The 22,581-nt window shown below is 40.6% G+C and carries 20 protein-coding genes and 1 tRNA gene; 12 read left to right on the top strand and 9 right to left on the bottom strand.

Annotation, left to right across the window (positions count from 1 at the left end; translation table 11 throughout):
• Window positions 1–4: 4 nt before the first annotated feature.
• Genes EHQ58_RS05505 through gmk form a run of 4 tightly spaced genes read left to right on the top strand, consistent with a single transcriptional unit; the run spans window position 5 to window position 2,180 of the window.
• Window positions 5–292, top strand: a complete 288-nt coding sequence (locus EHQ58_RS05505; protein ID WP_135622876.1) for a hypothetical protein — start codon at window positions 5–7, stop codon at window positions 290–292.
• A 56-nt stretch (window positions 293–348) separates the two neighbouring features.
• Window positions 349–1,287: a hypothetical protein gene (locus EHQ58_RS05500; RefSeq protein ID WP_135622875.1), complete on the top strand. Its 939-nt coding sequence runs from the start codon at window positions 349–351 to the stop codon at window positions 1,285–1,287.
• A 12-nt stretch (window positions 1,288–1,299) separates the two neighbouring features.
• On the top strand, window positions 1,300–1,581 hold the full coding sequence (locus EHQ58_RS05495; RefSeq protein WP_135622874.1) for a DUF370 domain-containing protein: 282 nt from the start codon (window positions 1,300–1,302) through the stop codon (window positions 1,579–1,581).
• Window positions 1,582–1,586: 5 nt separating this feature from the next.
• Window positions 1,587–2,180 carry a guanylate kinase gene (gmk, locus tag EHQ58_RS05490; protein ID WP_135622873.1) on the top strand — a complete coding sequence of 198 codons (594 nt, stop codon included), beginning with the start codon at window positions 1,587–1,589 and terminating at the stop codon, window positions 2,178–2,180.
• Here gmk and EHQ58_RS05485 read toward each other — a convergent pair.
• Both EHQ58_RS05485 and EHQ58_RS05480 read right to left on the bottom strand, forming a co-directional pair.
• Complete coding sequence (locus tag EHQ58_RS05485) at window positions 2,132–2,791, bottom strand: periplasmic-type flagellar collar protein FlbB (RefSeq protein WP_135622872.1); 660 nt, start codon at window positions 2,789–2,791, stop codon at window positions 2,132–2,134. The genes gmk and EHQ58_RS05485 overlap by 49 nt on opposite strands.
• A gap of 3 nt (window positions 2,792–2,794) precedes the next feature.
• Window positions 2,795–3,394, bottom strand: a complete 600-nt coding sequence (locus tag EHQ58_RS05480) for a flagellar export protein FliJ (RefSeq protein WP_135622871.1) — start codon at window positions 3,392–3,394, stop codon at window positions 2,795–2,797.
• Window positions 3,395–3,479: 85 nt separating this feature from the next.
• Between EHQ58_RS05480 and EHQ58_RS05475 the strand changes: the two genes are divergently transcribed.
• Window positions 3,480–6,617 carry a SpoIIE family protein phosphatase gene (locus EHQ58_RS05475; protein WP_135622870.1) on the top strand — a complete coding sequence of 1,046 codons (3,138 nt, stop codon included), beginning with the start codon at window positions 3,480–3,482 and terminating at the stop codon, window positions 6,615–6,617.
• Here EHQ58_RS05475 and EHQ58_RS05470 read toward each other — a convergent pair.
• The 5 genes from EHQ58_RS05470 to murA form a co-directional block, all read right to left on the bottom strand.
• Window positions 6,614–7,978: a FliI/YscN family ATPase gene (locus tag EHQ58_RS05470; protein ID WP_135622869.1), complete on the bottom strand. Its 1,365-nt coding sequence runs from the start codon at window positions 7,976–7,978 to the stop codon at window positions 6,614–6,616. The genes EHQ58_RS05475 and EHQ58_RS05470 overlap by 4 nt on opposite strands.
• A gap of 59 nt (window positions 7,979–8,037) precedes the next feature.
• Entirely contained in the window at window positions 8,038–8,868 is an 831-nt protein-coding gene (locus EHQ58_RS05465) for a hypothetical protein (protein ID WP_246047176.1), read from the bottom strand.
• A gap of 111 nt (window positions 8,869–8,979) precedes the next feature.
• Window positions 8,980–9,294: an LIC10235 family protein gene (locus EHQ58_RS05460; RefSeq protein ID WP_135622868.1), complete on the bottom strand. Its 315-nt coding sequence runs from the start codon at window positions 9,292–9,294 to the stop codon at window positions 8,980–8,982.
• Window positions 9,295–9,520: 226 nt separating this feature from the next.
• Entirely contained in the window at window positions 9,521–10,192 is a 672-nt protein-coding gene (locus EHQ58_RS05455) for a 4Fe-4S dicluster domain-containing protein (RefSeq protein WP_135622867.1), read from the bottom strand.
• Between the two features lie 391 nt (window positions 10,193–10,583).
• Window positions 10,584–11,888, bottom strand: coding sequence for a UDP-N-acetylglucosamine 1-carboxyvinyltransferase (gene murA, locus EHQ58_RS05450; RefSeq protein ID WP_135622866.1), 1,305 nt, complete (start codon window positions 11,886–11,888; stop codon window positions 10,584–10,586).
• A 46-nt stretch (window positions 11,889–11,934) separates the two neighbouring features.
• Between murA and EHQ58_RS05445 the strand changes: the two genes are divergently transcribed.
• Window positions 11,935–13,080 carry a hypothetical protein gene (locus EHQ58_RS05445; protein ID WP_135622865.1) on the top strand — a complete coding sequence of 382 codons (1,146 nt, stop codon included), beginning with the start codon at window positions 11,935–11,937 and terminating at the stop codon, window positions 13,078–13,080.
• Here EHQ58_RS05445 and EHQ58_RS05440 read toward each other — a convergent pair.
• Window positions 13,077–14,837, bottom strand: coding sequence for a glycoside hydrolase family 3 protein (locus tag EHQ58_RS05440; protein WP_135622864.1), 1,761 nt, complete (start codon window positions 14,835–14,837; stop codon window positions 13,077–13,079). The genes EHQ58_RS05445 and EHQ58_RS05440 overlap by 4 nt on opposite strands.
• Before the next feature lie 67 nt (window positions 14,838–14,904).
• Here EHQ58_RS05440 and EHQ58_RS05435 point away from each other — a divergent pair, with 67 nt between their 5' ends.
• Window positions 14,905–16,095 (top strand): DUF3095 domain-containing protein, encoded by a 1,191-nt coding sequence (locus tag EHQ58_RS05435; protein ID WP_246047175.1) that lies wholly within the window; start codon window positions 14,905–14,907, stop codon window positions 16,093–16,095.
• On the opposite strand, the gene EHQ58_RS05430 is transcribed toward EHQ58_RS05435, so the two are convergent.
• The gene (locus EHQ58_RS05430) at window positions 16,084–18,165 is read right to left on the bottom strand and encodes an adenylate/guanylate cyclase domain-containing protein (RefSeq protein WP_135622863.1); all 2,082 of its coding nucleotides are present in this window, start codon (window positions 18,163–18,165) and stop codon (window positions 16,084–16,086) included. The genes EHQ58_RS05435 and EHQ58_RS05430 overlap by 12 nt on opposite strands.
• A gap of 107 nt (window positions 18,166–18,272) precedes the next feature.
• Here EHQ58_RS05430 and EHQ58_RS05425 point away from each other — a divergent pair, with 107 nt between their 5' ends.
• The 5 genes from EHQ58_RS05425 to clpX all read left to right on the top strand — a co-directional run bounded on the left by EHQ58_RS05425 (window position 18,273) and on the right by clpX (window position 22,530).
• The gene (locus EHQ58_RS05425) at window positions 18,273–18,956 is read left to right on the top strand and encodes an arylesterase (protein ID WP_135622862.1); all 684 of its coding nucleotides are present in this window, start codon (window positions 18,273–18,275) and stop codon (window positions 18,954–18,956) included.
• Between the two features lie 161 nt (window positions 18,957–19,117).
• A tRNA-Gly gene (locus EHQ58_RS05420) sits at window positions 19,118–19,189 on the top strand.
• 104 nt (window positions 19,190–19,293) lie between these two features.
• Window positions 19,294–20,637 (top strand): trigger factor, encoded by a 1,344-nt coding sequence (tig, locus tag EHQ58_RS05415; protein ID WP_135622861.1) that lies wholly within the window; start codon window positions 19,294–19,296, stop codon window positions 20,635–20,637.
• Between the two features lie 2 nt (window positions 20,638–20,639).
• Window positions 20,640–21,239: an ATP-dependent Clp endopeptidase proteolytic subunit ClpP gene (gene clpP, locus EHQ58_RS05410; protein WP_135622860.1), complete on the top strand. Its 600-nt coding sequence runs from the start codon at window positions 20,640–20,642 to the stop codon at window positions 21,237–21,239.
• Between the two features lie 10 nt (window positions 21,240–21,249).
• On the top strand, window positions 21,250–22,530 hold the full coding sequence (clpX, locus tag EHQ58_RS05405) for an ATP-dependent Clp protease ATP-binding subunit ClpX (protein WP_135622859.1): 1,281 nt from the start codon (window positions 21,250–21,252) through the stop codon (window positions 22,528–22,530).
• Window positions 22,531–22,581: the final 51 nt, after the last annotated feature.

Below are 22,581 nucleotides of genomic sequence, written 5' to 3'. Positions count from 1 at the left end.
TGTCATGATATTGAATGAAACTTTTGCCAGTAACACGCACCATTTTGAGATTGCTAGGCGAGCTCAAAGTGAGACTCCCTTTACGCACCAAAACCAGGTGGTCGAATTGCAGAAGGCTGCGATCACCAGTCAAAGTCGAGCGCAAGTGGTTCCAGAAACAAAAAATACAACCACTTCTGCCAACTTGAAGGCAAAGGGAGAAAGAGAAGAATTGTTATCCTACACCAAAAAAGGCCTCGAGACGGCTGATGTCGCTTCGAAAAAAGGATCCGTCTTCGATTCTACAGTCTAATCTTTAAAGATCCTTCCGGGAATGTTGTTGGAAATGTTCGTGTGGAGGTCTTCTCAATGGAATTATTTTCCCTTGTTCTCATCAACATGCTCTTCGGTGGAGTTATGTATGTTTTTATTTCAGCCAAAGTGCAAAAGGCTGTTTCAGAATATTATGATACAAAATTAAACCGTGCTATTGATATGGCTACTTCAGAAACCATGAAGGAACTAGATAGTACGGTCGGCGTGATTGAATCCCGACTTTCAGCTCTTCGCAACTTGATGGAAAAGGCTGAGCTTCTGGTAAAAGAATTTAAACATTACCAAGTCCCTGAAAACCGAATGGTTCCAGCCACCAAACAGCAAATCGATGAAGTACCTCCTTATATGGAAATGGGAATGTCTTTGCAAGAAGAACTCGCAAAACCAACGCCACCAGTTCCGCAGGTTCCTGTTTTAAAAGAACAAAGAGGAGGCATAGGACAAGTCTATCAATCAAATGCTTATCTTGCTAAAGAGGATGAGATTCAAACGACGGATGGCGCAGTCAACCAAGCATTTTCAAAACTGGGACGAGTTGTAAAAGGGATCATCGGAATGGAAGAAAATGGAAAACCTTCTGATGAAGCGATCGGTAATGTTAGTATTCCTGTGATGAAACCTAAGATGGATTATACGGTTGGTGGTGATCCTTTTGCTGCAGACGAAAAACAATCCACAATCATTCGGGATGAAAACAAAGAAGGCAAAACTAGGAGAGATTTCCTGACTCAACTTTCTTATGCGAATGATCCGGCTTTTGAAAAATACCAGAAAAATTTTGAAGACCAGATCAGTTTATCGATAGAATCCGCACTAGAGGAATTACCTCCTAGCGCTACAAAGATTGATCGAGTTGTTTTTTTATTGAAGAAGGGTTATGATCGCGAAGAAATTTCAGAGTTTATGAATATTGGAACCCATGAAATTCATTTGATCGAAACGATTCGGCTTGATCGATCACGCAGAGTCTAGTAAACTGGAATCATGTCTTCTTTCCCCGTCCTGAATGTCGGGTTTTCTAATATTGTTTTTAAAGAAAAGATCCTTGTGATCATGCAAGCAGAATCTGCGGGCGCAAAACGTCTTAGGTCTGAGGCGAAGGATCATTTAAGGTTGATTGACGCTACACAAGGTAGAAAGACTAGATCTCTTTTGGTTCTAGATTCAGGACATATTGTACTTTCTGCCATTAGGCCAGATAGTCTGACGAAGCGCTTAGAATCAGCGGACAATAGCATCGGCATGGAAGATGAGGAAGAAGATTAGAGATTATGAATCCAGTACCAAATCTTTATATCATTTCCTCCGTTGCTGGGGGTGGGAAGTCGACCATCATTGAGCGGATTCTAAAGGACCACCCTGACTTTTATTTTTCCATATCCTGTACTACTCGAGAACCGAGACCTGGAGATGTTCCTGGGAAAAATTATCATTTTTTATCGATTGAAGAGTTTAAAAAGCGAATCGAGGATGATGGTTTTTATGAATGGGCTGAAGTTCATGGAAATTTTTATGGCACTCCTAAGGGTCCCATTATGGAAGCAATTGCCAATCAAAAAGTCGTATTACTCGACTTAGATGTCCAAGGAGCCCGCACGGTTAAAAAGAAAAGACCGGACTCTGTAACGATTTTTATTGAACCACCTAGCCAAGAAGTCTGGATCGAAAGACTCATAAAGCGAGGAACCGACCCGAAGAAGAGTATAGAAAAACGCATAGAGAATGGATTAAAAGAACTCGAAGAGGCTCCTAATTTCGATTATATCGTAGTAAATGATCAATTAGAAAAAGCCATTTTAGACGTAAAAGCGATTCTTTACTCGGATTTTGGTTCTACTTCCTCGTCATCTAAAGACTTACCATAACCTGGAACTTGTTTGGCGCTAGCGTCTAGCCATTTATTTGAGATCACAGACCTTCGTTCCGAAGGGAAGAGAGTTAATAAATACGTAGTGATTGTAGGTCTTCCTTCTTCCTCTGCATCCTTATCCATTTGTTCGAAGACTTCGATTATATCGTAATCTGGCCAATTGATAAGCATATCCCTCGCTGACTCGGGGGGCATATTCGCAACTTTATTTGCTAGAACTTTCACTTTTTCACTTCGAGCCGATTCTCGTTTCGCCTTTTCTGCCATTTCCTTTTCTTTGCGTTGGATGCCTTCTTTAAGTTCTTCCAGGCGTTCCTTATCCGTTGCAAGCGAAGATTTTGATGTTTCCAATTCCAATTTTAAACGATTTAGCTCTTCCATGTCTTCCACGAGTCTTTCTTTTGCTTTTTCAATTTCAAGTTTCTCTAATTCTGTTGGAGAAAGCAGGTCTTGATTTACTAGGCTCGGTTGTTTCTTTAGGAATGGAAAATATTCTTCGGCATTGATCACTTGAAAGTAATCAAAAACAAAAAAACCGATAGAAACCAAAAAGAAAATGAGTATAATCAAAAAGAAACTTCTTGTATTGTCCGAAACACCTGCCATGTCTTATCTACCCTGTCCCATATAAAATTTTTCGTAAAAATCTCTGATATTTTTAAAATCACTCATCAATTCGTCTCCACCATCCTCTCGATTTAAAATCTTAAAGGTTTTCGGTACTTTCTTGGATTTTTTTGGATCCTCGGAGAAAATAGAGTCCATGTAAATACTATGTGCCGCAATATTCTCGTTATACTCTTCCACCTCTCGACGTTCCGCGCGACTATGTTTCTTTTTCCATTCTTTGAAGCGGTTTTCTTTTAAAATTTCTAAAACTTTTTTATCCTTTCGTGCAACCTGAACATCTAGTCTTACTAGATCCACACTTTTGTTTTTATCATTGATTTTAAAATCTAACTCATCATTTAGCTTAGTCAATCCGTGAATATAACTTTCAATAGAAAGATAATCTGTGAGACTTTTACCAACCTTCGCACTTGATTCGATTTCGAGATATGATTTCTCAATTTCATTTTCGTTGAATTCTCGTTCCGCGATTAACGCATTCAATTCCGAGACCACGCTGGAGAGCCTTTTGAGTTCTTCCTCTTCCTTTATCTCTCTCAGTTTTAAAACCGTCTCTAAAGTATAACGAAAGCGTTTCACACCTGTCTATTTCTGAAGTTTTCAATATTTTTTGTACTCTTTTTTACTTGTTCTTTAAAAAAAATGTGAGCATAAGTTTAGCAGATTGGGTCCACTCTTTACATTCCTGATTTTCACGCTTCTAGTCGTTCCTTTTGGAATTTTACCCTCGCCGGTTGATCTCATCTCAAAACACCAAGGAAGGCCTGTCTTTCTCGAAGGAGAATGGAATTTTTACCCGAGCCAACTTCTCCTTCCCGGCGGCACCCCAGGTAAATCTGCCGTTCCCCTTGAAGTTCCAGGTACTTGGAACCAAATACTCGGAACAGGCCTTGGATACGGAACCTATACACTTCGAATCCCGTCTCCGAATCTGGAAGGCCAAAAGAAAACTTACGGCATTAAGGTCCCAGACATGGCGACTGCCTATACCATTTATTGGAATGGGGAGAAAGTGGCCCAATCGGGAGTCGTCGCCAAAACTAAGACAGAGGGACGTCCTTCGTATCGGTTCCACCTAGTTCCCTTGGTTTGGGGACCAGGCGAAAATGAGCTACTCGTCCAAGTTTCCAATTATCATCATGCGAAAGGCGGAATGTGGGAACCGCCTCTCTTCGGGGAATGGTCAAAGTTAACAAAAGCTTATACAAAGGATCTCGCTTCATCTCTCTTCTTAGCCGGTGCAGTATTTATCATAGCTCTTTATCATTTTGGATTGTATTATTGGAGGAGGGTAGATAGAGGTAATTTATTATTTGGTTTAGCAGCGATTATCTTAAGTTTACGAACGCTTGTCACGGGAGAAAGGTTTTTAGTTAACGAATATGAGAACATATTTGGATGGGATCTATTTTTAAGACTTGAATATTTAACTTTTTATCTTTCTCCTTATTTATTTTACTCCTTTTTTAAAGAGTTTTATCCTTCTTACTATGCAAAATGGATGAACTGGTCTGTAAGCGTTCCCACTGTTTTTTTTATGTCGCTCTTGTTTTTTACTGATACCATTTTCTTCACATCTACAAATGTCTACTTTAACATAGTTTTGTTATACGAAATTGGAATCATTCTCCAAGGGGTTTTTCGAGCAGTCTGGGACAAACAAGAAGGGAGTATACTTTTTTTATTGGGCCTATTAGCGATGGCCATTGCCACCATCATCGATGTTTTAAATGCCTACCAGATTTTGTTTTCGATCGAAGCAGTCCCGATTGGAATTTTTTTGTTTATCTTAATCCAATCTCTTACCTTATCGCGGAAGTTTAGCAGAGCCTTTTCTGAGGTTGAGACTTTGTCAAAGAGACTTTTGGTCTTGGATAAGTTGAAAGATGAATTTCTCGCAAATACTTCCCATGAGTTGAAGACACCTTTGAATGGGATTATTGGGATCGCGGAATCTATGTTTGATGGCATTGGTGGTGCCTTAAATTCTGAGCAGAGACAGAATTTAGGTATGATTATAAGTTCAGGGAAACGACTGAATTCTCTCGTGGATGATATTTTGGATTTTTCAAAAATGAAAAATCGAGATTTGAATTTAGAACTGCGTTCCATTAACCTGCAGCAGCTTTTGGATTTGGTTTTAGTGATATCAAGGCCTTTGTATGTTAAAAAAAATATTCTTGTAAGAAATAAGATACCGATGGATTTCCCACCCGTATTGGGAGATGAAGCGCGTATCCAACAGATTCTTTTTAATTTGATTGGAAATGCGATTAAATTCACAGATAGCGGTAAAATTGAGATCGCTGGAGAAATATTAGAGAAGATGGCGAAGTTTTCCATCTCGGATACAGGTATTGGAATCGCACCAGATAAATTTGAACAAATTTTTCAATCCTTCGAGCAAGTTGATTCTTCCACAACACGGCAGTTTGGTGGTACAGGGTTAGGACTTGCGATCACGAAACGATTAGTCGAACTTCACGGCGGCACGATTTGGGTTGAATCGAGCCTCGGAACGGGATCAGTTTTTTATTTTACTTTACCACTCGCAAAAGAAAATCAGATCCCTTTAGAAAGATCCGCTCTCATCCAAAGGGATCTTTGGATTTCGATTCCAGAAATCGCTAACTTTAATCCGATTGAAGATGAAGATTTAAACTCTAACAAAGGAGACAGGGTCAAAGTTCTTGTTGTTGATGATGAGCCAATCAACCGTCAAGTACTGCGAAATCATCTTACTTTGATTGGGTGTGAGGTATTTGATGCTGCAAACGGTGGCGAAGCGCTTAGTCAAATCCGAGACTCAGGACCTTTCGAGTTAATGTTGTTAGATATTATGATGCCAGGAATGAGTGGGTATGACGTTTGTTCCGTCATTCGAGAATCACATTCGCTTTATGAACTCCCAATTTTATTTTTAACGGCCAAAAACCAGATCACAGACATTGTAGCTGCGCTTGAGGCAGGCGGGAATGATTATCTTTCAAAACCATTCGATAAACGAGAGTTAATCTCAAGAGCAAAAAATTTAATCACATTAAAAAAGGCAGTTGCAGAGCAAAACAAATTTCTTGCCTTCCAAAATGAATTGAATGTCGCCCGCAAACTTCAGAGTTCCATTCTTCCCGAAAAGGCTCCGGAAATGAAAGGGATTGAGTCGGTTTTTTATTACGAGCCAATGGATAGTGTAGGAGGAGATTTTTTTGATTTTCATGTCATCTCACCAAATGAGCTTGGGGTCATCATAGCCGATGTTTCTGGGCACGGCATTCCTGCAGCGCTCGTTTCAGCGATGTTAAAGATCGCCTTTTCAACACAATTTCGTTATTCGAAAGAGCCCGTATCCTTATTGTCTCAGATCAATTCTACGCTTATGGGAAAAACCAAGGGTGCATTTTTAACTGCGAGTTATATATATATAAACTTAGATAAAATGGAATTAACGCATGCTAGATGTGGACATTTGCCACTCATCTTACTAAATAAAAATGAGGTAGAGCCAAGACTCAGCTTGCCTCAAGGTAAACTCATCGGTTGGATCCCTGAACTCGATATGAAAGCTGAAATTGTGAAAATTAGATCCGGAGATCGCCTAGCTCTTTATACGGATGGGATTACTGAAGCAATGGGGATAGATAAAACGATGTTGGGTGAAGACAAATGGCAGAGTATGTTAAAAGATTCAAAAAATTTTAGTCTAAGCGATGCAAAAGCTAAGATATTGGAAGAACTAAAAAGTTTTACTGGAGGCAAATCTCCTGATGACGATGTGACTTTGGTCTTACTTGAAATAAATTAAAAATCATCCTCTTTATTGACTCTACTACTTAATATCTGAGAAAGTTTTCTAACTGAATCCTTATAGGAAGACTTTTGCTCTATCCTCTGAATTAGAAAATCATCAATTTCATCTTTTTTATCAATCGCCATGTCGATTTTCGGATCGGCGCCGCGTGCATAAGCATTTAGGAGGATGATGTCCTCGGAACCTTTATACTTTGATATCAATTCACGTATGAGAGAGGCATGCATATAATGATCTTCGCCAACGATCTTTTGCATAAGTCTAGATAAAGATGCTGGAACATCAATGGCAGGATAGTGACTACGTTCCGCTAATTTACGAGTGAGGACAATGTGTCCGTCTATAAAACCTCGTACTTTATCCGCAACAATATCATCCATATCATCTTCAGCATCAGTCAAAACTGTATAGAATCCAGTGATCGATCCACCATTATGTGAAGTACCAGCTCTTTCCACAAGTTTAGCCATTTTTGTAAAAACACTAGATGCATATCCTTTTGTCACTACTGGTTCACCAATAGACAACTCGCGCAATGCTTCCGCATAACGCGTAAGTGAATCCATATAAAGATTTACTGACATGCCTTTGTCTCTAAAGTATTCTGCTGCAGAGCATGCGAGGTGAGCACAGCTCACTTGTTCCATCTTTGAAGAATCAGATGTGGAAACAAACACTACTGACTTGGTGAGTGCTTCTTTTCCAAGTTCCACTTGGAGAAATTCGTTTACCTCTCTTCCCCTTTCTCCGATCAATGCAACCACGTTCACATCCGCATTCGTGTAACGAGCAATCATACCTAGTAAACTAGATTTACCAACCCCAGATCCAGAAAAGATTCCAATTCTTTGACCACGACCAACAGTTAACATACCATCAATCGCGCGTACTCCAGTTTCTAATATTTCTGTTATAGGTGGGCGATCTAAGGGATTGAGAAATTTTGGCTCCGAACCACGCTCTTCTTTCGTAATGAGGAGACCTTTACTATCAATTGGTTTTCCTAGACCGTTAAGAACTCGACCAAGTAATTCATCACCTGCATTTAAAGTTATTTTTCTACCAGAGGAAAAAACGAAAGCGTGAGGAAAAATTTCCTGGGTATCACCTAATGGCATTAAGGTATATAAATGGTCTTTGAATCCAACAAGAACGCAGGCCAAATAACCTTTGTCACTCCCTCTTTCGACTTCTAAAATCTCTCCGACTTTCGAGTCTGGTGGTCCTTGCGAATAAATCACATTGCCGACCACGGAAACAACGACACCGCTCTTTCGAATCGGTTCGATTCTTTCGACGACATTCAAATACTTTGAGATGGCGTCGATGTGCTCCGTAAATTTTTTTTCAATCATGGCGGCTAGGGGTAACCTAGCAATGTGACATAATTAAATCAAGCGATTTGAAGGTCTTTTTAAAGACAGTTCTGAATCTTATCCAGAGAGTTGATCGTCTTTGGCTCAGGGATTTTTGCACCAATCTTTAATTTCCATGGATTCTGACTTTCCACAAAGCTCGCTTCAAAGGCGCCTTTTCCGTAAGATGTGCTGGGGTGAAAGCATTCTGGAAAAGAATTTGCTTCGCCTAATTTACCATCCTTGACGACGAGGATCCGATCGGGTGTACGAAGATAGAGTGCAGAGCCATCTTTTGCCCATTTCATCCCATAAAGGGGAAGTGCGGTCCAGAAACTGATGGGAAGAGAGACCACCGCTTTGGTTTTCGGATCTAGAAGCCTCAGTTCAAACTCGGAAAACTCCCAATTCTGATCCGAAAGTGCTGTGATGAGTGCGATTTGTTTTCCGTTGGGAGAGGGACTGGCCTGGAAGATCACTAAGTTTTCGGGAGAAGCAGGATAGGAAAAGGAGGCTTCTTTGTCAGGATAAACCGAAAGCCTTTGAGCCAAAGTCCCGTATTCGTCATTCTTTCCATGCAGCAATACGAGAAGACCAGACTCAGGGTGGTAGAAAACGGAGTCTGCCAAGACCCAAGAAGGAATCTCCCAAGTTCGAAGGGAAGCGTTTCCTCGTATCAAGTTTAACTTTGTCGTATAGTCTTTCTTGTCTGTGGTACCGTTCAAAGGGTTCCAAGATTGTTTTTCTTTATAATGCACTTCCACGGCAATCGCGGTATCCGAGCTACTCGGCGATAATTCCTGCTGAAGGTTTGTTTCTTTCCATATCATCTGGGAGCAACCTAAGGAAAAAAGTGTGATACTTGTTAATGCTAAGACTTGTAACTTCATACTAGAATCAGACTTGGTCCTTAAAGAAAGTAAACCAAAAGAAGAGTGATGTCAGTGAAAAAAAAAGGGGATCATTAAGATCCCCTTTAAAGAAAAAAACTAAGTCAGGTATTATTTACCTTTTTTAGCTTTTGCTTTTTCTTTATTTTTTTGATCGATCTGAGCGCGGTGCTCATCACAAAGTCTATAAAGTTTTCCTGTAAGTGGGTTTTTACGAGTTACTTTTGTTCCGCAAACGATGCAAAGACCGTTAGCTCTTCTTCTCTTATAAAGTTGTTGAACTCTTTCAGCACCAGAAGCTTTGTATTTTGAAATCTGAATTCTAAAACCTTTGAATAGGTAATTTCCTATCGATTTCTCTGGATCTTTCTTTAGATCATCTGCAATTTTATCAATTTGTCCTGGTCCTACTTTAAGTGGTTCCATAGCTTTCTTTTCCTTTTTAAAAATCTTGAATTTCTTTTTTAGACGAAACTTTGTTTTGTCTTTATACATAGTTTAACGGTTAGCATGGTATAATTTCAACTTTTTTTTTTCGATATTGACATTTTTTTGACGCTAGGCGTTAGAAGGAGCTAGTTATTCGATGTTTTACTAAGAATCTCAGATAGTTTAATTGGTGAAACATCGAGTAGGTGTCTTTTGTAAAATATTATGTTAATTTAATCTTACTTAGGTGCGAAATTTGGATCGCCTTGGGAAAAGTTGGACATGCTTCGACGCATAACCCACATCCAGTACACGTTGAAGTGGCAAAAAATGGCAAATTTGCTCGGAAATTCACTGTTTTTTCGATAGGGCAGGCCAGTTGACAAGCCTCGCAAGTTTTTTCTCCTGTTTTTCCGTTTATGCAATGTTCACCGATACCTTTTGCTTTTCCGAACTTCGGACTTGTGTCGGACAGATCGTAACTAACCAAAGCTCCTTCTGGACAGGCATTTATGCATGCCCAATCGCTACAAAGATGACATGCTTTTGCGTTTGGATCAAAAAAGGGAAAAGTCTTTCCGGTTTCTTCTGATGTAACAGGGAATAAGACGATGTAAGGACATGAAAAAATACATTCGTTGCAACCAGTACAAAGCGAAAAGAAATCTTTACTCGCTCCAGGAGGAAGCGAAAGAGATCGAAAGATAGAATTTTTCCTTTTTGGCTTTTTTTTGGGTTCGGAAATGTTTTTAACGGGTGTTAGAAAAATTTCCGAAGGCGGTTTTTTCTCCTCCGACCATGCTTCCTTAATGGCAGAGGTGACATCATCCGTTTTGGTGAAGGCAAACTTCATTACGGATTTCATTCCGTCGCGGAACAGGTCTTTTCGCTTCATGAGTGTAACTCCGTTAAGGCTTTGGTGTAACGGGATAGGAGGTGAGGGGTCATAAATTGACTCTGTAAGGTGGGAACTGGGACGCAATCTTTATCAAAGACAGGTTCTGTAATTTTTCACCTTTGGAATTTTACCTAACACTCGCTACAATTATTTCCGAAGGTAGGTATTTCGGTGCAAAAAGATACCCTAACAGTCTGTTTGCAAAACTTGAGCCAATCAGATGCTTGTTTCGAAGATCCAAAAAGGGAGCCGGGGGTGGAAGGTCCTCTTTTTCTGACTGGCAGGGAAAATTTCATATTAGGAAAAATAACTAACAGGTGCTACGTTTTTTTCCAAGGTATGTCTCAGTGGGTAAAAAAAAAGCCCTCACGGGCTTGCTTGCGATTTACTACTCTGTGATGCGTTCGATTTGGGCACCGAGGGATCGCAATCGGGTGTCTATGGACTGAAAACCACGATCGATTTGGACGATGTTGTGGATTTCGCTTGTCCCTTCCGCGCAAAGAGCCGCGATGATCATCGCCATTCCCGCGCGAATGTCTGGGCTCGCGACTCTTTGGCCATATAGCCGCGAGGGACCGATGACAATGGCTCTATGGGGGTCGCAAAGAATGATTTGGGCTCCCATCGCGATGATGTTGTCCACAAAAAAGAGCCGAGATTCAAATAGCTTTTCATGGATCAGAACGGTTCCACGGCATTGGGTTGCTGTCACGAGAGCAACAGAAGTCATATCGGCAGGAAAACCTGGCCAAGGGGCATCGTCAATTTTGGGGGTGGCCCCATGGTAGTCGGGGATGATTTCTAGCTTTTGATCTGGAGGTACGAGGATCCCACCTTCGACTGCTCTGACTTCAATCCCAAGGCGGGAATATACCAATCGGATCATGCGAATGTCTTCTAAATTGACATCTCGGATGAGAATTTCACCTCCCGTGACGGCGGCTAGGCTGATAAATGAGCCTATCTCTAAGTAATCAGATCCGATTCTGTATCGCAAGCAACCATCAGGAGAACTGAGACTTGTGACACCTTCGATCTGAAGGACATTCGTACCGATGCCCGTGATTTTTGCACCTGCCAGGTTCAGGAAACGGCAAAGACCTTGGACATGAGGTTCACAGGCAGCATGTCGGATGGTCGTCACACCTTCCGCGAAGACAGCCGCCATCACAGCATTTTCTGTGGCAGTTACGGAAGCCTCATCAAGGAGGATATCTTTGCCAAAGAGGCGGTCTGCGGTGATTTCATAGCCATCAGGAAACACCTCTATCTTTGCTCCTAAGGCTTCCAAGGCCAAAAGATGAGTGTCCATCCGACGGCGGCCGATTTTGTCTCCACCAGGTTTCGGAAGAAAGACTCTGCCTGTTCGTGCCAGGATAGGGCCTGCGAGAGTGACTGCACCTCTAAGTTGGGAGCAGAGATCATAGGGAAGATCCGATTTGACCGTGTTTTTCTTGTGGAAAAGATAACTGCCTGGTGTATCTAGAGGAGAAATCTCGACCCCGATTCGCTTGAGCACTTCCATGAGCTTTAAAACGTCTGCAATTTCTGGAAGATTTTCCAGAATCACGTCCTGCTCCCAGAGTAGAAGGGCTCCAAGCAGCGGTAAGGCCTCATTTTTATTGCCTTGCGGAATGACGCTTCCGTGTAAGGGATTTTTGCCGATAATTTTGAAATAGGATGAGCTCACGATTACCTCCCAGGATATCGAAAGCTGATCAGAGGAAAAGTATTTTATGAATCTTGCAAATCAACTCCCTTGGATATGGCCTTCCTTCCATAATGTTTATTTTTTCTATATTTTCCTGATATTGCTCGGTGCCTTTATTTACGCACGTGTCATGAATTTTCTACAGAAGAAACAAAAGAATGTATTTAGCTATTGGAATGAATTTCAGAAGTTTGCCCATGCACGAAAGTGTAACCAAGCTGAGATAAATATTCTAAAATCGTTCTACGATACGCTTACCTCTGAATTGGCAGAACAGTATCTTCAAGCAGAAAATCGAGGGAAGTTTAAAAACGCACTGTATCGTTATTTTTTAAGCGCAACATCCAATCCTTCGGAAAAGGAAGTAGATCTTTTTGATAAACTTTTTAGATCCTCCCAAGAGTTTAAAAAAGAGATTACGAGTCTCGAAGACATTTTAGTCGGCGAAATTTGTGCTTTAGAGGGAGAAGGAAGAGAGGAACTAACTCATGTCATGCAAAAGACGAATGAAGAATTACTCCTTTCCAGCAAGGCTTTATCGAAAGATTTTCTAGTCCCAGGTAAAGAAGCAAAATTGTATGTCTTTAGACCGAGTAGCGGTGGTTATTTGCTTTCGGGCATAATTACCAAAACACATGAAAAAGGTGTAATTTTTCACTTTAATGGTAATATCGAAAGAAAAGGTGAGGCACATTTGATGTTACTTGCCAAGTATTCTCTCATCATAAGTCCTTGGCCGAAAAAAGAAAATGAAGCGGGCGGAATTGATCTTGATAAAAACAAGCTATTGTTATCTGAAGAAAATCTGGACAGGCAATATGAATTGTTAAAAAGAATTTCAAAAGAACAGTCCTCAGGCAAATCGGATAAATTTAAATTGCCCGAAACGGCAAGAAGCTTTACTGCCTTATCTGAAAGGATTTCCGATAGAGGGTTAACTTTTGAATTTCCATCCAGCGTTTCAAGTGAGATTTGGAAAGTACAAGATCTCTGGGAGGTTCACTTTTCTTTTCCAGATGGACCGACAATTGATGTTAGGGGAAAAATGTTTCCTGTAAAACAGAAGTCAGAACTTTTTCTGATTCGCTTCGTTGATGCTGATGACACCTTGCGTAAAACAATCTATGAAGAAATCAAAAAAAGAGGCGGACAAAGAGAAATACTTTCCTAAATTCCTTGAGGGAAGGCTCCGAGCGTAGGAGATTTGCCCTCTTTGGGCAGTAAGATTAAATCTACTTTAGGAATCGCTTCCTCCGATAGATACCGCTCTCCCATTGCTTCCCAGGAATGTGAAGTTAAGGAAAAGGACAGAATGTATTGTAAATTTTTCATTTGTGGTAGCTTCACGAAAGGAGTACCACCATGGAAAACTACGAAATTTTTGGTAGGGTGCTTTTTTGCAAGCGCTGCTACCAGACCTATCTCATTTTCAGAACTCGAATCAAACAATAAGTTTGTGATTTCCTTGGAGGCAGCAATTTTTGTTAGATTTTTGATATTTCCAACCTTTACACCAGTTAGGCTTTTTTTAAGTAATTGATTTTTTACAAATTGTATAGAAGAGGATTTCGCAGGATTGCGAGTCTGGAACGTATCCGGAAAAGCGCGTATTGAATCCTTGGTAATTTCTTTTAGATAAAACCCTTGTTTTTCATACTCCTTAAACTGGTTTTGGCGCGCGAGTTCTTTGGCTTCCAGAAAATCTTTTAAATTTTGATTTTCGCTCATTACGCCTGGATGGCTGGAGTCAGCATTATACAATCCTAATTCAAGTTTCTTTCTGATTTGTCTGTAAACAGCCTCCTTAAGTATATTTTTTTCTACTCCGTTTTGGTCTTTATAGAGGAATTCGCCTGCATTATAAGCTGTAAGTAGCTGCTCTTTAAATTTACGTGCGGTTTCCCCCCAACTTGTTAATAATACGATATTCGCACCCGCAAGAATCGTGAGAACGCCAGGCCTTTCTTTCTCGTAATTTTTTGAGATCGCATGCATTTCCATGGCATCTGTAATGATGATACCATCAAACCTAAGTTTCTCTCGCAAAATACCTGTTAAAATTTTTTTAGAAAGAGTGGCTGGATATTTATCATCTATTAAAGGGTAGACAATATGTGCGGTCATCACCGCTTCCGCGCCTGATTCGATCGCCTTCTTGAAAGGGACAAGCTCGAGTGATTCTAGTTCGGAAAGAGTTCTTTTGATGATTGGTAAACCTAGATGGCTATCAACGGTAGTATCTCCATGTCCTGGAAAATGTTTAATCACAGGTAGAGCTCCGCCTAAGCGTGCACCTTGTTCGTAGGCAACTCCAACTGTGTTCACGCGAGATATGTCGGATCCAAAGGAACGCGTATTGATGACAGGGTTGAAAGGATTATTGTTGATATCAAGGACAGGCGCAAAAAGGAAATTGATACCGAGTTTTCTAAGTTCAAAGGAAGTAACAAAGCCGACTGTCCTCCCCCAAGCTTCATTTCCTGTCTGTCCGACTGCCATAGCTCCAGGATAGGCGGTGACACCGTCTTTCACGCGGAATACACGTCCGCCTTCTTGGTCTGTTGAAATCAGAAATGGCGGGAGTTTTTCATCTGTTGCCGCCTTCTGTAGGTTATCAGTAAGAGATAGGATCTCTTCCTTCTTACCTAGATTCTTACCGAATAAGATAATCCCACCTGGTTTGGTATTTTTGATCTCTTCCAATGCGACAGCATCCACAGTTTTGTTCGGAATGGCAATATGGATCGTTTGACCGACCAACTCTTCAGGCGAGAGATTGTTTGTGAGCTCCCATGCTTTCGCATTTAAAAATGAATCTCTTTCGCTAGCCGCAAGTTCAGTAAGGTAAAAGTTGAAAAAGTAAGATGATCCGATAAATCCAAAAATAAGGAATAAGGAAAAAATGATTCGGTAGAAGATTCTATTCATAGTATGTCGTAAAGAGTTTTGGAGACGATCGTTCCTGACAAGAAAGAAAAAGTGCCGCTCTCTCCGTATGCTTCGCAGTCTAAAAAGCATCGTGGATCATTTTTACCAATCCCTCCCAGCACATCCGGATTTTAAATCCTCTTTTGAAAAAAATAAATTTGCCTCAGTGCCTGATGATTGGTTCATACTGATTACAGATATCGCAGGCTCTACAAAGGCAATCGCTGAGGGTCGCTATAAAGATGTAAATACGGCCGGAGGACTGACTGCCATTGCTGTTGCCAATGTATATGGGCATATGGATTTTCCTTTTGTATTCGGTGGAGATGGGGTCACTTTTTTACTTCCCATTCAGTTCCTTTTTCCCATTCGTTCTGCCATCGCCGATACAATAGGGCAGGTGAAATCTGTTTATGGATTGGAATTGAGAGCAGGCATCGTACCCGTACAGCAGTTATATGAAAGCGGGGCAAAATTATACGTTAGCAAATTTAACGCATCCCCTCACTATAACCAATGTTCCATATATGGCGATGGGCTTGCACTGGCAGAAAAATGGATCAAAACAGGCGGGGACGAATCTTTTCTCGTAAGAGAAACAGAAAAAATTACCAGTGCCGATTTTACGGGTTTTACTTGTCGGTGGCAAGATATACCTAGTGCGAAAGGGGAAGTGATATCGCTGATCTTGCAACCATTAGATTCGGAGTATGATAAGGCTGCAAAGGTCATTTCAAGAGTATTAAATTTTATAAATGCAGAGTTTGGTGATGAGGTTGAGTACCATCCAATCTCGGTTCAATACCTTGCTCCAGACTCAGGACCTTACCTACAAAAGGAGGCTCTGGCACATTCAGGGGGTAAAAAAGGTGTAAAATATTTCCTTCGCCTAATGAAGATTCATTTAGAGATGTTAATTGTAAATATTTCCATGAAATATAATTTGCCGCTACGCTCCGGGCATTATGAACTAAAACGACTCAAACAATACCAGGTAATGTCTGCTGATTTTAGAAAATTTGATGGTACGTTAAAAATGGTAATCAGTAGTTCACCGAAAAATAGACATGCCCTAGAACAGTATTTAAATGATCTCTCGAAGGAAGGAAAAATTTTATACGGAATGCATGTCTCAAATCGTTCGTTAATGACTTGTATTTTAAAAGCGGGTGAATCACAAGAAGTGCATTTTGTAGATGGCGCGGATGGTGGATTTGCCCTTGCATCTAAGATGTTAAAAGAAAAGTTACGCAATTGATTTTTTATTTAAAACAAAATACATTTCGATTTCTCCTTTATTTTTTGCATATATTTTTCCTCTTGGCTGGCAGTGGAATTGTTCTTTGATCAGAGCATAGGTGTCCTCGGAGATATTGATTTTACCCGCTTCGCCATTGGCTTCCAGTCTTGCTGCGATATTGACTGCATCTCCCCATATATCATAAGAAAATTTCTTTTTTCCTATCACTCCAGCAATCAAGGATCCAGAATTAATCCCAATTCGTAAATTCCAGATGCGACGCCCAAGCCTGGTTCTTTCACTCTGATCTTCTTTCATAAATTCCTGCATCTCCCAGGCAGCATTCACAATTGCGATCGCATGGTCGTTCCTTCTTTCCGGAAGGCCACAAGCACACATATAGGCATCCCCAATAGTTTTTAATTTTTCCAGGCCATATTTCTCAGAAATTTTATCAAAATGAGAAAAATAATAATCTAACTCGGATATTAACTCTTCTGGATCAACTTGGTTTGCAATTGTCGTAAAGTCTTTGAAGTCTGTAAATAAAATGGAAGCAGATTCAAAGTAATTGGGAACCACTCTACCGTCTTTTTTTAGTTGGTCTGCAATTTCTGTTGGTAAAATATTCTTTAATAAATCATCTGATTTCTTTTTTTCAGATTCTAGCTCACGATTTAATAATTCTAATTCTGTATTCTTGGTTTGAATCAATTGTTTGGCCGACTCGATTTCTTTATTTACGGTTTTCATCATAGAACTATGAAAGTCTTTGACTCGCTCTAAGTTATTTCTATATTCTGTTTCTCGTTCCAACTTAATATGCAGAAATCGATTCTCTTTTTTTAACTCATTGGAAATATCAATCGCCGTCGTAATGTTAACTGATGCATGATTGCCTAGATTCGATAAAGCAGATTTTGTAGGGAGGGTACTCGTCCCGATGAGTAGATTGATCATCGTACAATTATGTAAATGACTTTTGTTTTCTCCGATAAAAGGTCCGATCTCCCCATATGTATAAAAGCCAAAAATGGGTAAATCTTTAGGCAAGGTGTCCTTTAAGATTTCGATTTCTCGTTTCACCTGAGTGCCGAGGATGTGTTTTCGCATAATGCAAGAAAAGGCAAAGGCAGCTCTTGGTATAAATGAACTTTGAATAGATGTATCAATTTTACTACTTTCCTCTAAATCATTAAGAATATAATCACGGGAGGCTTCCGTAATTTGGATTTCTGATCCTTCGAATATTTCACTTGCAAAGAGTATAGATCCTGTTGCTTCATCGTAACCACCGGGAACTCGAAGGTAAAATTGATCGGAGCCTTTTTCGTAAACGGCGAGTGGGAATTCTGGAGCTGGAAAAGAATATTCGCCTAAGTAATAATGGTAATAATCTAATGCGTTTATATCATCAATTGTATAAACAATTTTTCCATCACTTTTGGTAACCAGAGCTCTTCGACCGATAGGGCGCCAAGTATTTGAAATGGAATAGGCGAAATGTAAAGGTCCACCAAATAACAAAACGACTGCGGCATCGGTGTGTACTTCCGAATTATAAAATACTTTTAAAGAATAATCGGAGCCAAAAGGTTTGCCAGCAACTCCGCCAAAAATTTTACACTCCTTTCCTAATAGAAGATTTAATTCATGGATGACACCGTTTGCAGAAATGGAAAAACTATCTGTAAGCACAATACAAAGTTTTTCTTTAGATTTGATATCATTTCGAGCAGCTTCTACTGCCTTTTTAGCGATGACTTCGGAGGAGTGGGAAGGATCGAAACCGATTCCGATACCCATCTCGACTTCATCAGATGCAAATAAAATGATGATGATCGAATCATCGCTAAATCCGAAGTCGCTTGTCAGTTCGCCAGCCGTGGTGCAGCCAATTGTTTTTAAATTGTTAAATTTATCCTGAATGATTTGGAGCATCTTTTTATGATCAAATTCTTGGCCAGCGAATACCAAAGCAACTTGAGGGGTTAATCCACCTATCCCCAGTAAGGCTCTCTCTAACGCAATTGACGTCGCTCTTTCAACATCGATATCTTCGCACTGACCTAATCCGATTTCAAACATAAGAATGATTTCCCTTTCGTCATTTAGAAGATCAAGATAGATACTTTCAACTTTATTAAGAATAAATTGATTGCAAGCCTATGTTTTCTATTTTAGTTTTTAAAAGTATGAAATTTATATTCATTTTTGTTTTCCTCATCCTTGGATGCGGCGAGAAATCAAACCTCGACCTTGGCAAAGAAGCAGTTTCCAATGCCAATCAAAATGACCATTCTGATGCTCCTCGCATTATCTTTTTTGGAGATTCTTTAACGGCGGGATATGGACTAGTTGATTTTGAAAAATCGTGGCCCTACTTGGTTCATGCGAGATTGAAAAAAGAGGGACTGAACTATGAAATGACAAACGCCGGTGTTTCGGGTGATACTTCCTCCGGCGGGCTTGGCAGAATCGACTGGGTTCTTAGCCAAAAACCAGATATATTTGTTTTGGAGCTAGGCGCCAATGATATGTTACGTGGAATTCCTCCGAGTGTCACACGAACCAACCTTACAGATCTGGTGCTAAAAATTAAAAAAGAATATCCAAAATGTGAGATAGTGCTTATGGGTATGAGGGCAACACCAAATTTAGGAAAAGGATTTCGGGACGATTTTGATTCGATCTATCCAACTCTGGCAAAATCAGAAAAACTAACATTTGTTCCGTTTCTTCTTGAGCGGGTCGCTGGAATTAGAAAATTAAATCAAAAGGACGGAATTCATCCCACAGAAGAAGGGCATGTCCTGGTAGCAAATACAGTATATCCTTATATTAAGAAAGCTGCATCTAGATTAACTAAAGCCAGGTAGGCTCAAATTCGCACCATCAAAGCGTAGGGCAGCCGTGCCATGGTTTGCCCATTTCCTCGCAAATAAACTTAGTTTTTACCACATAGAAATTGAGGATTCATCGACATTTTTTCCTTGCCGAAGAACTGTTTGGAAAAATCATGGTGATACTCAAATCTCTCGCGGGAATAGCTCAGCGGTAGAGCATCTCCTTGCCAAGGAGAGGGTCGCGGGTTCAAGTCCCGTTTCCCGCTAACAGAAGATGAGAGCATGGGGAATGCATAGAATATGTCCTCTGGAAAACTGTCCCTAGCTCTTTTTATCCCTCCCTTTACTCATTTTAATATTGGAACACTATATGGAATTTACAGCAAAAAAAAACAACAATGCATCCTGTGATTTGACGATCACATTTTCTGCTAACGAAGTAGACGTAGCTTATAAAAAAGCATATGAAAGCGCCAGTGGAAAGGTTAAGGTTCCTGGCTTTCGCCCTGGCAAGGCCCCTCTCCATATGGTAGAAAAAGTGCTTGGTGATAGTGTGATGGATGATGCTGCGAACATCATGCTCAATAACGCCATGGCTGATTTATTCGATAAGCTAGAGCATAAGCCAATTCGTATCCCTCAGTTTCAAGTAGAAAGTTTTGATCGAAAAGCGGGCGCCAAAGCAAAAACTACCTATGACACAAAACCTGAAGTCACTCTTCCGAAGTTAAAGAAAATCAAAATCCAACCAAAGGAAATTAAAATCACGGACGCGGACCTTCAAAAGGAATTGGAGGGCATGCAAAAAAACATGGCTCGCAATACTTTGAAAGAAGAAGGCGAAGCAGTGGAGATGACGGATCTTTTAGAAATTCAGTATAAATTCAAAGAAGATGGCAAAGAATTTCCAGAGGCGACACAAACTGGAAAGTTTCAGATGGGTGCACCTCAAAATCCACCTGGTTTTGATTCTGAACTCGTGGGCATGAAATTAAATGAAGAAAAAGAGTTTAACTTCCGTTATCCTGATTCTTTCCCTGCGTCTCCGGAATCGGCTGGTAAATTATTTGTTTATCAGGTGAAAGTCACTGCGCTTTATCGCGTTTCCTATCCTGAAATCAATGACGACTTCGCTTCCGAATTAGATGGTTCTGCCAACTTACAAGAATTAAAGAACAAAACGAAAAAACAACTAGAAGATTTGTTTAATGATGCGTTGAAGAAAAAAGGCATCGATGAAGCTTATGCGGAAATCCTAAAAGAGACAAAATTTCTTATCCCTCAGTCTCTCATTGAGGAAGAGACAGATGGTGTTTTCCATAATTTCATCCACGAGTTTAGGCTCCCGCATACCACTCTGCCAGAATATGCAAAACGATTGGGTAAAGAAGAATCGGAGGTTCGGGCTTCTTTTGCCCAAGCAGCAGAAAAACGCATCCAAACTTACCTTTTGAAGCATAAAATTGGTGAGGACAACAAAATCACGATCTCTGATGAGGAACTAGCGGCGGGTTTCGAAAAAGAAGCTACTTCGCAAGGTATTTCTGCCGAATCCCTACTGAAAGAAGTCCAAAAACAGAAGGCGGAAACATTTTATCGAGACAAATTCCTGTTTGATAAAATTGACCAGTTTGTTTACGGTGAGGTAGATAAGAAATCTCCCAAATCGGTTTCCACCGAAGAAGCAGAGAAGTTACTTAGCGGGAAAGAGTAAATATGTCAACATTAATGCCTTATGTGATTGAACAAACGAGTCGGGGAGAGCGTCAGTATGACATTTTCTCAAGACTCCTGAAAGATCGGATTATCTTCCTAGGATCAGCCATTGACGAGGCGTATGCCAATGTCATTTCCGCTCAGCTCCTATTTTTGGAAGCAGAGAACCCAGAACGGGATGTCTACTTATACATCAATAGCCCAGGTGGTTATGTGAGCTCAGGGATGGCCATTTATGATACCATGCAACTCATCAAGCCAGAAGTGAGAACTCTTTGCATAGGGCAGGCATCTTCTATGGCGGCTTTACTTCTCGCGGGTGGGGCAAAAGGCAAGAGATCGGCTCTGCCAAACTCGCGGATTATGTTGCACCAACCCTATGGCGGTGCAGGTGGTCAGGCCTCCGATATTGAAATTTCTGCTAGAGAAATAGTAAAGATTAAAGACAAATTGATCGACCTTTATGGTAAGCATACCGGCAAAACTTCCGAACAAATCAAGAAAGACACAGAGCGCAATATGTACATGAGCGCAGAAGAAGCCAAAGAATACGGCATCATCGACAATGTGATCCAAGAGCGCAAACAGATCCAAGCCTAAAGGGGGCAATATGACCAAACGACCTACGAGCACAGGCAATACCCGTGAAAAACTACATTGTTCCTTCTGCGGGAAAGCCCAAGATGAGGTTCGTAGACTCGTTGCTGGTCCTGGGGTTTATATCTGCGATGAATGCATTTCCTTATGCAATGAAATCATCGCCGAAGAGCCACAAGGTGGTGAAAAAACTGCTATTGTTGGCGAAATTCCAAAACCCCTAGAAATCAAAAAAATCTTAGACCAGTATGTGATCGGACAAGAGCAGGCAAAAAAAGCCCTCTCGGTTGCAGTTTATAATCATTACAAACGTATTTTTCATAACGATCGTAAGGCGGGAGATGTTGAGTTAGAAAAATCAAACATCATGCTCATCGGCCCGACGGGATCCGGAAAAACCCTACTAGCACAGACACTCGCTCGCATTCTAAAGGTTCCTTTTGCCATCGTTGATGCGACAGCACTCACGGAAGCAGGGTATGTGGGAGAAGATGTGGAAAACATCATTCTAAAACTGATACAAAATTCAGATAATGATGTGAAACGTGCGGAAATGGGAATCATCTATATTGATGAGATCGACAAAATTTCACGAAAATCTGACTCGGCATCGATTACGCGAGATGTATCTGGTGAAGGCGTTCAACAAGCACTCTTAAAAATCATCGAAGGAACCGTGGCCAATGTCCCTCCACAAGGTGGAAGGAAACACCCGCACCAAGAATACATTCCTGTCGAAACAAAAAACATTCTTTTTATCTGTGGTGGTGCTTTTGTAGGTCTCGATCAGATCATTAAACAGAGAGTTGGCGTGAAGTCGATCGGTTTTCACTCTGGCGAAGCAGTCAATGAAATGGGGAAGGCCATCGAGGTCACTGAAAACTTAGTCCATCATGTGATACCAGATGATCTTATGAAATTTGGATTGATTCCAGAATTTATCGGAAGACTTCCGATTGTTGCTACTTTGGATGAATTGACTGTGGAGTCTTTAAAATCAATCTTCACGGAACCAAAAAATTCCCTTCTTAAACAGTACCAAAAGATGTTTGATATTGAAAATGTAAAACTCAAGTTTACGGAAGGAGCCATTAAGGCCATTGCAGAAACTGCGATCAAACGTGAGAGTGGTGCACGAGGCCTAAGAGCTATTGTCGAAGACATCATGATGGACCTCATGTTTCAAATCCCGTCTCGTAAGGATGTGATGGAAGTGATCCTTACAGAAGATACGGTGAGAAAAAATGAACCTCCAATCACGATTTTAAAGGGTGATATCGAAAAGATCGCTTAAAAAGCTTTTTCCTTTAAAAATTATTTTTCGGGATTTTTTTACATAATTTTG

Source organism: Leptospira ognonensis (genome assembly GCF_004770745.1).
Taxonomy (GTDB): Bacteria; Spirochaetota; Leptospiria; order Leptospirales; family Leptospiraceae; genus Leptospira_A; species Leptospira_A ognonensis.
The sequence above is the reverse complement of the archived record's forward strand: the minus strand, read 5'-3'. Positions and strand labels throughout refer to the sequence as shown.